The following is a 13,326-nucleotide window of genomic DNA, read 5'->3' on the forward strand; positions in this document are numbered from 1 at the left end:
AGATTTTAAGAGTCGAGACACGAGACTTTTAGTCTCTTTTCTCTTATCTTTACATCTCTTGTCTGTTTTAATCGATAAAAACAATCACAAAGAGGTAACCTTGCTGCACTTTCGTGCGCCTTATTAGGCTATAAATCTACGGGTAATTAGTACTACTCGGCTATGACATTACTGCCTTTACACCTATAGCCTATCAACGTGGTCATCTCCCACGACCCTTAAAAGATGTCTCATCTTGAGGCGAGTTTCGCACTTATATGCTTTCAGTGCTTATCTCTTCCAAACGTAGCTACTCAGCAGTGCACCTGGCGGTACAACTGATACACCAGAGGTTTGTTCAATTCGGTCCTCTCGTACTAGAATCAAGCCCTCTCAAACATCTAACGCCCGCAATAGATAGAGACCGAACTGTCTCACGACGTTCTGAACCCAGCTCGCGTGCCACTTTAATGGGCGAACAGCCCAACCCTTGGGACCTTCTCCAGCCCCAGGATGTGACGAGCCGACATCGAGGTGCCGAACCTCCCCGTCGATGTGAGCTCTTGGGGGAGACTAGCCTGTTATCCCCGGAGTACCTTTTATCCTATGAGCGATGGCCCTTCCATACGGAACCACCGGATCACTATGTCCTGCTTTCGCACCTGATCGACTTGTAGGTCTCACAGTCAAGCACCCTTATGCCATTACACTCTACGCACGGTTACCAAGCGTGCTGAGGGTACCTTTGAAAGCCTCCGTTACTCTTTTGGAGGCGACCACCCCAGTCAAACTACCCACCACGCAATGTCCTTCTAAAAGAAGTTAGGCTCCAAGTAAGTAAAGGGTGGTATTTCAACGTTGACTCCACAAACACTAGCGTGCCTGCTTCAAAGTCTCCCACCTATCCTACACATTACTTACTCAAAGTCAATACGAAGTTATAGTAAAGGTTCACAGGGTCTTTTCGTCCCATTGCGGGTACTCGGCATCTTCACCGAGACTACAATTTCACAGAGCTCATGGTTGAGACAGTGCCCAGATCGTTACACCATTCGTGCAGGTCGGAACTTACCCGACAAGGAATTTCGCTACCTTAGGACCGTTATAGTTACGGCCGCCGTTTACTGGGGCTTCAGTCAAACGCTTCGCTTACGCTAACGCCCTTCCTTAACCTTCCAGCACCGGGCAGGTGTCAGACCCTATACTGCATCTTTCGATTTTGCAGAGTCCTGTGTTTTTGATAAACAGTCGCCTGGGCCTCTTTACTGCGGCCACCATTGCTGATGGCGTCTCTTCTCCCGAAGTTACGAGACTATTTTGCCTAGTTCCTTAACCATGATTCACTCTAGCACCTTAGGATTCTCTCCTCGACTACCTGTGTCGGTTTTGGTACGGGTTGCTTCACTTCGGCTTTTCTTGGAAGCACTTTCCCTACAGCAGCTTCGCCCGAAGGCTAGGCCTTGACTATTCCGTCAGTCTCCAGTAAGTACGGCACTCCGTCCCCTTTTTAGTGTGAGCAAGTATGGGAATATTAACCCATTGTCCATCCACTACCCCTTTCGGGTTCGCGTTAGGTCCCGACTAACCCTCAGCTGATTAGCATGGCTGAGGAAACCTTAGTCTTTCGGTGAGGGGGTTTCTCGCCCCCTTTATCGTTACTTATGCCTACATTTTCTTTTCTATCCGCTCCACAATACCTCACGATACTGCTTCGGCGCAAATAGAATGCTCCCCTACCAGATACAACCCAACGGTTGTAAATCCATAGCTTCGGTAATATGTTTATGCCCGATTATTATCCATGCCGGACCGCTCGACTAGTGAGCTGTTACGCACTCTTTAAATGAATGGCTGCTTCCAAGCCAACATCCTAGCTGTCAATGCAGTCCAACCGCGTTGCTTCAACTTAACATATATTTGGGGACCTTAGCTGTTGGTCTGGGTTCTTTCCCTCTCGGACATGGACCTTAGCACCCATGCCCTCACTGCCGTAGAACATTTATTAGCATTCGGAGTTTGTCAGGAATTGGTAGGTGGTGAAACCCCCGCATCCAATCAGTAGCTCTACCTCTAATAAACTTATATACGACGCTGCACCTAAATGCATTTCGGGGAGTACGAGCTATCTCCCAGTTTGATTGGCCTTTCACCCCTACCCACAGGTCATCCGAAGACTTTTCAACGTCAACCGGTTCGGTCCTCCACTCTGTGTTACCAGAGCTTCAACCTGCCCATGGGTAGATCACAAGGTTTCGCGTCTAATCCTACTAACTATACGCCCTATTCAGACTCGCTTTCGCTCCGGCTCCGGACCTGAAGTCCTTAACCTCGCTAGTAAAATTAACTCGTAGGCTCATTATGCAAAAGGCACGCCGTCACCCAACTTGTGGGCTCCGACCGCTTGTAGGCGTACGGTTTCAGGTTCTATTTCACCCTTCTATTCGAAGTGCTTTTCACCTTTCCTTCACAGTACTTGTTCACTATCGGTCTTTCAGGAGTATTTAGCCTTGGAGGATGGTCCCCCCATATTCAGACAGGATTTCACGTGTCCCGCCCTACTCATTTATCACTTAAATATGCCTTTCATATACGGGGCTATCACCCTCTATGGCTGTTCTTTCCAGAACATTCTATTAAACATATAAAAGCTTTTGGGCTAATCCGCTTTCGCTCGCCACTACTTACGGAATCTCTTCGATTTCTTTTCCTCCGGGTACTTAGATGTTTCAGTTCTCCGGGTTTGCTCCTCCTAAGAGGTGACTGGTCTTCAACCAGCCGGGTTGCCCCATTCGGACATCTCGGGATCAATTCGTGTGTGCCAATCCCCCGAGCTTTTCGCAGCTTACCACGTCCTTCGTCGCCTCTGAAAGCCTAGGCATCCGCCATACGCCCTTAACGATTTCTTTCCTAATAATTATATTAGTTCAGTATTTTTTTTATCCAACAATTAATTGTTGAACTCTATTTTTATAAACTCGGCACTCGAAAGTGCTCGGTTATCTCTTTGTGATATTTTTACCGTTAATGTCAATGATCTTTATTCTATTGATGATATAATCCGCAAATATTGTATTTGGCTCTATTTGCTTTTTTAAGTTTAAACCATCTATAGTGGAGAATAAGGGAGTCGAACCCTTGACCTCCTGCGTGCAAGGCAGGCGCTCTAGCCAGCTGAGCTAATTCCCCCTCTAGTTAGACTTGAAGATGAAGAGATTTGAGAACTGAGACTATCATTTGTCTCACATCTCTTGTCTTTTTATCTCCCGTCTTTTCAATTAGTAGTCTCGGGCAGGCTCGAACTGCCGACCTCTACATTATCAGTGTAGCGCTCTAACCAGCTGAGCTACGAGACTGTCTTTTAGACTAACAGATCCTAGATCCTAGACACAAGACTTTCGTCTTGATTCCTGGCTCTGGGCTCTTGTATCTCTTCCCTATACTAATTTCTAGTGGGTGTGTATTTTTTTTAATATATCAACCAAATAAAAAACTAAAGCTTCTCTTTAAGTAAGTGCATGGTACATTTAAGTACCTTTGTTTTTTTTATCGTCTAAAGACGCTCTAAAATGAGATGTTCCAGCCGCACCTTCCGGTACGGCTACCTTGTTACGACTTAGCCCTAGTTACCTGTTTTACCCTAGGCAGCTCCTGTTACGGTCACCGACTTCAGGTACCCCAGACTTCCATGGCTTGACGGGCGGTGTGTACAAGGCCCGGGAACGTATTCACCGCGCCATGGCTGATGCGCGATTACTAGCGATTCCAGCTTCATAGAGTCGAGTTGCAGACTCCAATCCGAACTGAGACCAGCTTTCGAGATTAGCATCCAGTCGCCTGGTAGCAGCCCTCTGTACTGGCCATTGTATTACGTGTGTGGCCCAAGGCGTAAGGGCCGTGATGATTTGACGTCATCCCCACCTTCCTCTCTACTTGCGTAGGCAGTCTCACTAGAGTCCCCAACTGAATGATGGCAACTAGTGACAGGGGTTGCGCTCGTTGCAGGACTTAACCTAACACCTCACGGCACGAGCTGACGACAACCATGCAGCACCTTGAAAAATGTCCGAAGAAAAGTCTATTTCTAAACCTGTCATTTCCCATTTAAGCCTTGGTAAGGTTCCTCGCGTATCATCGAATTAAACCACATAATCCACCGCTTGTGCGGGCCCCCGTCAATTCCTTTGAGTTTCATTCTTGCGAACGTACTCCCCAGGTGGCTAACTTATCACTTTCGCTTAGTCTCTGAATCCGAAAACCCAAAAACGAGTTAGCATCGTTTACGGCGTGGACTACCAGGGTATCTAATCCTGTTCGCTCCCCACGCTTTCGTCCATCAGCGTCAGTTAAAACATAGTGACCTGCCTTCGCAATTGGTGTTCTAAGTAATATCTATGCATTTCACCGCTACACTACTTATTCCAGCCACTTCTACTTTACTCAAGACCCGCAGTATCAATGGCAGTTTCATAGTTAAGCTATGAGATTTCACCACTGACTTACGAGTCCGCCTACGGACCCTTTAAACCCAATAAATCCGGATAACGCTTGCACCCTCCGTATTACCGCGGCTGCTGGCACGGAGTTAGCCGGTGCTTATTCGTATAGTACCTTCAGCTTTCCACACGTGGAAAGGTTTATCCCTATACAAAAGAAGTTTACAACCCATAGGGCCGTCATCCTTCACGCGGGATGGCTGGATCAGGCTCTCACCCATTGTCCAATATTCCTCACTGCTGCCTCCCGTAGGAGTCTGGTCCGTGTCTCAGTACCAGTGTGGGGGATCACCCTCTCAGGCCCCCTAAAGATCATTGACTTGGTGAGCCGTTACCTCACCAACTATCTAATCTTGCGCGTGCCCATCTCTATCCACCGGAGTTTTCAATATCAAATGATGCCATTCAATATATTATGGGGTATTAATCTTCCTTTCGAAAGGCTATCCCCCTGATAAAGGTAGGTTGCACACGTGTTCCGCACCCGTGCGCCGCTCTCAGGTTTCCGAAGAAACCCTACCGCTCGGCTTGCATGTGTTAGGCCTCCCGCTAGCGTTCATCCTGAGCCAGGATCAAACTCTCCATTGTATGTTTGTCTGACTCACTCAAAGTTTTGACGCTTTAGTTTTTCCTTACTTGGTTGTTATATCTATTTTTCAATGATCTCTTTTCTTCCGCTTTATACTGTAGCTAATTTTTCTGTCGTTTTAGCTACCGATTTGCGAGTGCAAAAGTAATAAATGTTTTTAATATGACCAAATGTTTTTTAAGAAATTTTAAAGTTTATTGTTAACCCTAAATCCTAAATCATTCATTCAATCTTCTCTACTTCTGCGCTCCCTTAATTGGGATTGCAAAGATACAAACTTTTCTCACTTTTCAAAATAAATTCTCATTTATTTTTTAAAGTTTCTCTTTATTACTGTTCTTCTGCGCTACCTACTATCTCTCGTTTTCAGTGGTGCAAAAGTAGAGCTTATTACCCTACACTTCCAAATCTATTTAACATAAAATTTACTTTTAATTCATATTCACCCTTAACTAACTGAAAGGCAAGTGGAAAAATTTTAACCTACTTTTAAGCTATAAGCATAAACAAAGGAGTAATTGCACAAAAGGTCAAGTATGAAGAAGGATAAAGGAGAGAAAGCGGTACTAACAATTACATTCTCCTATTAATATATTAGTATAATAAAAAAACGCCCGAACTGTCCCAGGCGTTTTGTATTGGAGAATATATCTCATTAAATTAGTAATTTAACTTAGTATATATAAGAGTTAAAAATTCAGCATACGATTTTTCCAATCCGATAATATCTCCTGACTTTAAATTAAGTCCCCCTACTCCTGTATCATCTGGCCTTACCTTTAAAGCTGACACCTGAAAGTATTGGTTTGTTTCATTTGCTTTAGGCTGCACTTTAATGGTGGCCCCCAGCAGCTTTTTCGTTGATATTGTATAAACTTCACCTGGCACAGCATTTATTATAAAAAAAGACCTTGGAGAAATTAAATAGTCTTTCTTATTCACACTGATTTTTTGTTCTTTGTCTGAGGAAGCAAACAAATACAAATGTCCGGTTTGTGAAACAAATTTATCTTTGGGCAGATAATACAAGCTCAATTTATAATTCGAGGCATTAAAAGCCTGAGGTGATCCATCAACATTTTCAAAGGGTTTTATAGAAATTGCATTAGCACCAATTTCTTTCGCTTTTTTTAAAATCAAAGAAAAAGTATTAGCATCATCTTTTGAAAAACCCTGTACTTCTACTTCTCCTAAATACTGGGCATCTTTTATTTCTTCTTTTATTGTAAATAAAAACTTATCTGAATTATCATTTGTTTTCTCAACTTTAGTCAGGTACACATTTTGTGCACTCATAGCCTGAGTGAGTAAAATTAAAATAGCAGTGGCAAGACTCTTCATATGATCGCTAATTATTGTAAAAGGATATTTACACATTCTTCCAAACTATTTTCCCAATGTTTAGGCTCGATTTTATAAATCTCTTCGATCTTATCTAAACACATTGTACTTCTCTTTGGTCTTTTTGCGGGAGTCGGATATTGTTCTGTAGTCAATGAATTCAGTTTAACAGAAGATTTTGAGAACTCAGCAATTTTCTTTGCAAATTCATACCATGTGGTTTCCGGATAATTCGAAAAGTGAAAAATCCCATAATTCTTGTGATTCGATGTAATGATCTCCATTATCGCTTCTGCAAGATCATTTGCATTTGTTGGCTGTCCATATTGGTCTGCTACAATTCCCAATTCATCTTTTTGAGAAAACAGATTCAACATTGTTTTCACAAAGTTTTTGTTAAACTCTGAATACAGCCAAGAAGTCCTTAAAATAATTGTTTTAGGATTAATATCCATAGCCAATTCTTCTCCTTTTAATTTGGATTCTCCATATACTCCGATTGGATTGGTAAAATCATCTTCAGAGTAGCATAAATTTGTATCTCCATCAAATACATAATCTGTAGAAACATGTACTAAAACAGTTTTATGATCATGACAAGCCTGGGCAAGGTGAGCAACACCCTCCGCGTTTACAGCAAATGCTTTTTCTTCTTCTTTTTCAGCTAGGTCTACGGCAGTATATGCAGATGCATTAATACAAAAGTCCGGTTTATTATCATGAAAGAAAGAGTCTACCGCTCCTTCATCTGTAATATCTAAAATTTGAGAATCCGTAAAAATGAATTCATAATCAATTTCAAAATTGGGAGCAATTTTCCTTATGCAATTTCCCAGTTGGCCATTACCTCCAATAACAACTATTTTTTTCATTATTAATCTTTTGTGTTTTGAGATCTTAAAAATTTAACTCGTGACTGAAAATCCTTTTGTTCTAAATCAACATAGAATTTATGGAAAATTTCTTTTATATCTTCAGGATGAAGATCAGATTTTCTGGTTTTAACATTGAAATAAATTACAGTAACCCACAAAACGGCATGAATCGTCTTTTCATCAAGACTTTTCATTAAGATTTCAACTTTTGCCGTTCTATCCTGAATATCGATGGTCTTACTGCTGATAACAACCTGAGTATTGTATCTTACTTCTTTCAAATAAGCAATTTCGTTTTGTATTGCAATCCAGGTACAACCCGTTTTTTTTGTATATTCTTCATAGGTGAAACCATAAAATGCTTCGACGTGATCTTCTCTTGCATTAAACATATAGTCCAAATATTTGACATTATTTAAATGTCCGATCGGATCGCAATCACTGAATCTAACCTTTACCGTGGTTGATACTTCTTTTTCCATTTGGCAAAAATAAAAAAACCACCTCTAAAAGAGGTGGTTAGTTTTATAAATGTTTGTTAATTTGTTAAATTATTGAACACCTAATTCTTTTTTCACAGCTGGAGTAGCATCAGGGCCTCCTTTGAAAACAAACGCAGAAGAGTTTGCATCCATAATAAAGTCATATCCATTAGCTTTAGCAACTTTAGATACAGCTTCGTTCAGTTTTTTCTCGATAGGCTCATAAGCTAGATCTTGTTTAGCCACAAAATCTTTTTGAGCTTTATCATTCATTTGCTGAATTTCTTCCTGCATTTTTGCTAATTCACCTTCTCTCGCTTTGTTTTCATCAGCAGTCTTTTTAGGAGCTTCCTCAGAATATTGCTTTAATTTAGCTTGTCCAGCGTCTGCTTTCTTTTTAATTTCTGCTTGCTTAGTATCTAAGAAAGTCTTTAAGTCAGCATCTGCCTTTTTCTTTTCAGGCATTGCATTAAGAACACCTATAACATCTAAAGTAGCAATTTTTTGAGCTTTTGCCATACCTACAGATACAACCATCATTACTGCTGCAAATAATACACTTAATTTTTTCATAATTGGTAAATAAATAATTTAATTTGTTTTTAGATTTTTAATTTCAGTAAAAGTTAATTTTAACAATTATTTCTTACTTCTTTTATTAGTTTTTTCTTTCTTTTCTGTTCCTTTTAAAAGAATGTCTAATACTTTATCCGTATAGTCATATCTTTTCTGAAGGAAAATAACACTAATATTATTGCTTTTATCAATAACTATGCCCAATCCATTTTTCTCTGACATGGTTTTCACAGCATTCCAGATTTGATCTTGAAAAGGCTCAACCAGATTTGATCTTAATTTTTTAATTTCTCCATTGGTTCCAAAGCGTAGACTTGTAGTGGATTTAATATTTTTATCAAGATCCGTCACTTCCTTTTCTCTCAGCTTTAGCTGTTCTCCTACCAATAAAACCCTTTCATTTTCAAATGCCGATCTTTTCTTTTCATACTCAGAATTTAAATTCTGTAGTTCTGATTCCCAAGTATCGATCTGCGAATTTAGCCTAGCTTCCGCTTCTTTATATTGTGGAAGCTTGTTCAGGATATATTCTGTATCTACTACTCCAATTTTTTGCGCATTGCTAAAACTGAAAAGCAAAAATAATACAAATGTGAAAATGAACTTAAATTTTTTCATATCATGGATTATAATGATTGGTTCATTAAGAAGTGTGTTTTCCAACCTGAAGGTTGTGATCCATTAATTGGTTTATCGAATCCATAAGCAAAATCAAATCCAATCAAACCAAATGCCCCCATATAAACTCTTACCCCAATACCAACAGATCTTTTCAACTGGAATGGATTATAATTCCCCCATGAATTCCAAACGTTACCTCCTTCTGCAAAAGTTAATGCATAAATTTTAGCTGTTTGATTCAACGAGATCGGATATCTTAATTCTAAAGTAAATCTATTATAGATTGTACCCCCTCCTGTTGGAGTAATATCTCCCTGATTTGGATCTCCTCCATAGTTCGAAGCATTTTCATAACCTCTTAAAGGAATTAATTCTCTACCATCATATCGGCCACCAAAAAGTCCGGTTCCTCCCATATAGAAACGTTCAAAAGGCGGTGCTCCTAACTGTTTGTTGTAGCCATCCATGAATCCCATTTCTGCAGAAGATCTCAATACAAGTTTTCCTGCAATTTCATTATAAACATCAGCTTTGAACTTTATTTTATAAAATTCCATCCACTTATATTTATCCGTTGGACTCATTGTAGAATAATTCTTATTGGTAAACAATGAATATGGTGGAGTAAATTTTGCTGACACTTCAATATTAGAACCCATTGTAGGGAAAATAGGATCTATCCCCGCTGAATTTCGGCTTAGTCCAACATTTAAACTTAAGTTATTAGCTGTACCGTAGTTCTCCTGTGTTCCCCCAAAGTCAAATGGGTAGTTTTTAAAGTCATACTTCTGATACTGAATACCAGTATATAGTGAAAAATAATCATCTGGCCATTTCAATAATCTGTTTAATCCAACAGAAGCCGAGAATATATTTAACCTAGAGGCGTCAGTACTCGTAGTCGTAATTGACGTACTGTATCTAACGATTGAGTTATTGATACTTACTGAAAGTGCAGTAGGTTTGGTTCCAAATAACCATGGTTCAGTAAATGAAACCCCGTAATTCTGGAAGTATTGTCCAGCCTGAGCCTGGATAGATAATGTCTGTCCATCTCCCTGAGGTACCGGTCTGAAATCTTTAAATTTCAAGAAGTTTCTAAGTGAGAAGTTATTAAATGTAAGTCCTAGTGTTCCGATAAAGCTATTTCCTCCATATCCAGCTTGCAGCTGAACCTGTGAAGATCCTTTTTCAACCAGCTTCCAATTAATATCTACAGTATTATCCTGCTGATTAGGCTGAATGTCCTGTCCGATCTGTTGTGGATCAAAGAATGACATTCCCGCTAAATCAAAATATGTTCTTTTAATTTCTGTTTTCTTAAACAATTCTCCTGGTTTTGTTCTCAGTGCTCTAAGAATAACATGGTCATGGGTTGTTGTATTTCCCTGCCATGTAACTCTGTTCCAGGTTGCCTGCTCTCCTTCATTTACCCTGATCTCTAAATTAATAGAATCACCGGATACAGATTTTTCAACGGGAGTTACATTGGAGAAAAGGTAACCGTTATTCATGTATACAGATTTAATATCTGAATCATCTTCTTTACCACCATCTTCTCCGACTTTCTTGTTGAACCCTACAGCATCGTAGATATCTCCTTTCTTATATCCTAAAAGTCTTTGTAAATATTCAGTAGAATATACGGTGTTCCCTGTAAAAGTAACATCTCCGATATAATACTTCTTACCCTCTTTTAATTTTACGTTGATTTCGTAATTATTTCTTTTGTTTCTCCAAACAGAATCAGAAACAATTGCAGCATCTCTATATCCCAAAGAGTTATAGTAGCTGATCAAGCTTTGTTTATCTTCCTGATATTTATCTTCAATAAATTTTGAAGATTTCAAAATACCACCAATACCAAATCTTTTTTGTTTAGTTTCTTTAAAGGCTTTGTTCCTTAGTTTGGAATCACTCACACTTTCATTTCCTTCGAACTCGATGTGATCGATTTTTATTCTTTTACCTTTTTCTACATTGATCGTCCAGTCTACTAAAGCGGGATCGTTCGCATTCACTTTATCCTGAATGGAAATTTTAGCATCTGCAAATCCTTTTTTAATATAATCTTTCGGAACATTCGTTTTAAGGCTTGAAACTAAATTTTGTGTAATTTTAGTTCCGGGCTTAAGGTTATTGTCTTTTGCAAGTTTTTCACTTTTTGATTTCCCAATTCCCTTTCCAGAAAACTTAACTTCTCCCAGTTCTTTTAAGTCCTGTAAGTAAAATTTCAAAACTACTGTTTCTCCTTCAATACTTTGAACATAAACCTCTACTTCAGAAAATGATTGAGTATCCCAAAGTTTTTTGATAGCATTGCTAACTTTTTGTCCTGGTATATCTACACTTTCACCTTTAGATAATCCTGTAAATCTTAAGATTTGCGCAGGCGTATATTTTTTAACCCCATCTACAACAATGTCTTTAAGAACGTAGGTTCCTGTTTGATTTTCTGCATGCACAGGGTTATTCACTTTTGTGCTATCCTGTGGAGTCACCTGTCCATAAAAATGTGCAGAAGCAACAAACATGATGATGGGTAATAGTCTAAACTTCATTTTATCGTAGTCTTTCTTTTTCTTAAAATTTTACTGGATTTTTATTTGCTCACCGGTTAGGCCATATCTTCTTTCTTTGTTTTGATAATCTACAATACATTGAAAGAAAATGTCTTTTGTGAAGTCAGGCCACAGAACATTTAAAAACTGGAGTTCTGCATACGCGATTTGCCAAAGGAGGAAATTACTGATTCTAGTTTCACCACTGGTTCTTATAAGCAAGTCTACAGGTGGGAAATCTTTTGTGTAAAGATAGTTTTCGAATAATTTATTATCGATATTCTCTACTTCTACTTTTCCTTCTTTTACATCAGAACTTATATTTTTCACAGCATTGAGGATCTCATTCTGAGATCCGTAGCTGATAGCCAATACCAGATTTCCTTTTGTGTTTTCTTTTGTTAATTCTACCACTCTCAGTAATTGGTCTTTTACGAGAGGTGGCAGTTTTTCTAAATTACCAATAACATGCATTCTTAAGCCTTTGCTAAAAATTTCTTCAGCTTCTAATAATAATGTTTCTGTAAGTAAATTCATCAGTGTATTTACTTCATTACTCGGCCTATTCCAATTTTCCGAAGAAAATGTATACAATGTTAAATATGGAATATTAACTTCATTACATGCATTAATAGCATTTCTTACCGCATCAATTGCATTTTTGTGACCAAAAGTTCTCTCTTCGCCACGAGATTTAGCCCATCTTCCATTGCCATCCATAATGATAGCAACATGTTGTGGTAAATTCTCTGAATTTATTTTATCTTTAATCAACGACATACTAATTACTCACAATAACATGGAGGTCTTCCGAAGGAGAATGTAAGACCTAGACTAAAGGTATTCATCCAATCCTTAGATTTTGTATCTCCAATGTTTCTTCCATTAATAAATTCCTTTTCTCTTTCTTTGGAAACAGCATAATAATCTCCTGTTTGCAATAAAGATCCTCCGGTTGCAGGACTTAAAATATCTCCGTTATAGGTAGATACTACATCTTTACTTAATATTTTGCTATGATCCAACTGATCTGTTAATGTATATCTAAATGTAGCTTCTGCAAATATTGCCCAGCTATGGTTGAATTTATATTTTAATCCAACTCCAAAAGGGATATGCATGGTTACTTTCTTACCCAGCGAATATTCTGCTTTTGTCGTAAAATCCATTTCATTAATTGGTGCCTGCGCCACTCCATCTTTATCTCTTTTAAAGTCATTGACCAGAGTTGCTTTAGGTGCATCAAACATTAAACCTCCAATACCCCCAAATATATATGGACTCACCATACTTATTTGCTCATTATTCACCGGGAAAAAATTATATTCAAACATTAAGCTCGCCTCATATACATTATTCTTTCCAAATGAATTTCTATTTCTTCTATAATCTTCTTTCGCTGCTTTATCACTAAACTGAACCTGATTATATCCTAAATCTAACCTAACAGTCTGGTAAGGGTTAAAATTAAATCTATAAAGTATACCTCCATAAAATGGGACTCCCCAATCTGATGCTCTGCTTAAATCCAACGGCTTTTGTAAAATATAACTCGTACTTCCTATATCACCCACTAGGTTACTCATACCTAGACGAACTCCCAATTCGTTTCTTTGTGCTTTCACGCCCGCCATTGTTCCAACGACGGCAAGGAAGCTAAATAATAATTTTTTATTCATAAAAGAATATGGATTTATGGTTATTTTAAAATTTAATTTTTGCAAATATAAAACATTTTTATATTAATGATATTCTTAATGTTTAGTTAAAAACAAAGAAAAAAACATAATTTGTTATAAAGTAAACGAC

Annotated in this window: 8 protein-coding genes, 2 tRNA genes and 2 rRNA genes; all 12 read right to left on the minus strand. The window is 38.6% G+C overall.

Translation table 11 applies throughout. The features are described from left to right. Positions 1–126: 126 nt before the first annotated feature. The 12 genes from CEY12_RS12640 to CEY12_RS12695 all read right to left on the minus strand — a co-directional run bounded on the left by CEY12_RS12640 (position 127) and on the right by CEY12_RS12695 (position 13,196). Positions 127–2,885: ribosomal RNA gene (locus CEY12_RS12640) — 23S ribosomal RNA — on the minus strand. Between the two features lie 206 nt (positions 2,886–3,091). Further along, positions 3,092–3,165: transfer RNA gene (locus CEY12_RS12645), tRNA-Ala, on the minus strand. Positions 3,166–3,258: 93 nt separating this feature from the next. Next, a tRNA-Ile gene (locus CEY12_RS12650) sits at positions 3,259–3,332 on the minus strand. Positions 3,333–3,543: 211 nt separating this feature from the next. Then, positions 3,544–5,060, minus strand: a 16S ribosomal RNA gene (locus CEY12_RS12655). Together the 16S and 23S rRNA genes with 2 tRNA genes alongside form the textbook arrangement of a ribosomal RNA operon. Before the next feature lie 661 nt (positions 5,061–5,721). Next, positions 5,722–6,402, minus strand: coding sequence for a hypothetical protein (locus CEY12_RS12660; RefSeq protein ID WP_089029868.1), 681 nt, complete (start codon positions 6,400–6,402; stop codon positions 5,722–5,724). An 11-nt stretch (positions 6,403–6,413) separates the two neighbouring features. Continuing rightward, a complete protein-coding gene (gene rfbD, locus CEY12_RS12665; RefSeq protein WP_089028029.1) occupies positions 6,414–7,274 on the minus strand; it encodes a dTDP-4-dehydrorhamnose reductase in 861 nt (286 codons plus the stop codon). A gap of 2 nt (positions 7,275–7,276) precedes the next feature. Next, entirely contained in the window at positions 7,277–7,759 is a 483-nt protein-coding gene (locus CEY12_RS12670; protein WP_089028030.1) for an acyl-CoA thioesterase, read from the minus strand. Between the two features lie 69 nt (positions 7,760–7,828). Then, positions 7,829–8,332, minus strand: coding sequence for an OmpH family outer membrane protein (locus tag CEY12_RS12675; protein ID WP_089028031.1), 504 nt, complete (start codon positions 8,330–8,332; stop codon positions 7,829–7,831). A gap of 66 nt (positions 8,333–8,398) precedes the next feature. After that, positions 8,399–8,953, minus strand: coding sequence for an OmpH family outer membrane protein (locus CEY12_RS12680; RefSeq protein WP_089029869.1), 555 nt, complete (start codon positions 8,951–8,953; stop codon positions 8,399–8,401). Positions 8,954–8,961: 8 nt separating this feature from the next. Then, positions 8,962–11,517 (minus strand): outer membrane protein assembly factor BamA, encoded by a 2,556-nt coding sequence (gene bamA / locus CEY12_RS12685; protein ID WP_089028032.1) that lies wholly within the window; start codon positions 11,515–11,517, stop codon positions 8,962–8,964. Between the two features lie 30 nt (positions 11,518–11,547). After that, a complete protein-coding gene (gene uppS / locus CEY12_RS12690) occupies positions 11,548–12,297 on the minus strand; it encodes a polyprenyl diphosphate synthase (RefSeq protein ID WP_089028033.1) in 750 nt (249 codons plus the stop codon). Positions 12,298–12,302: 5 nt separating this feature from the next. Further along, entirely contained in the window at positions 12,303–13,196 is an 894-nt protein-coding gene (locus tag CEY12_RS12695) for a DUF6089 family protein (protein ID WP_089028034.1), read from the minus strand. Positions 13,197–13,326: the final 130 nt, after the last annotated feature.

It is taken from the genome of Chryseobacterium sp. T16E-39 (assembly GCF_002216065.1).
GTDB lineage: Bacteria > Bacteroidota > Bacteroidia > Flavobacteriales > Weeksellaceae > Chryseobacterium.

Excerpts from the sequence above, each read along its gene's own strand:
- CEY12_RS12675 (WP_089028031.1), bottom strand. The coding sequence starts at position 8,332 with ATGAAAAAATTAAGTGTATTATTTGCAGCAGTAATGATGGTTGTATCT.
- bamA (WP_089028032.1), bottom strand. The coding sequence starts at position 11,517 with ATGAAGTTTAGACTATTACCCATCATCATGTTTGTTGCTTCTGCACAT.
- CEY12_RS12670 (WP_089028030.1), bottom strand. The coding sequence starts at position 7,759 with ATGGAAAAAGAAGTATCAACCACGGTAAAGGTTAGATTCAGTGATTGC.
- uppS (WP_089028033.1), bottom strand. The coding sequence starts at position 12,297 with ATGTCGTTGATTAAAGATAAAATAAATTCAGAGAATTTACCACAACAT.
- rfbD (WP_089028029.1), bottom strand. The coding sequence starts at position 7,274 with ATGAAAAAAATAGTTGTTATTGGAGGTAATGGCCAACTGGGAAATTGC.
- CEY12_RS12680 (WP_089029869.1), bottom strand. The coding sequence starts at position 8,953 with ATGAAAAAATTTAAGTTCATTTTCACATTTGTATTATTTTTGCTTTTC.
- CEY12_RS12660 (WP_089029868.1), bottom strand. The coding sequence starts at position 6,402 with ATGAAGAGTCTTGCCACTGCTATTTTAATTTTACTCACTCAGGCTATG.
- CEY12_RS12695 (WP_089028034.1), bottom strand. The coding sequence starts at position 13,196 with ATGAATAAAAAATTATTATTTAGCTTCCTTGCCGTCGTTGGAACAATG.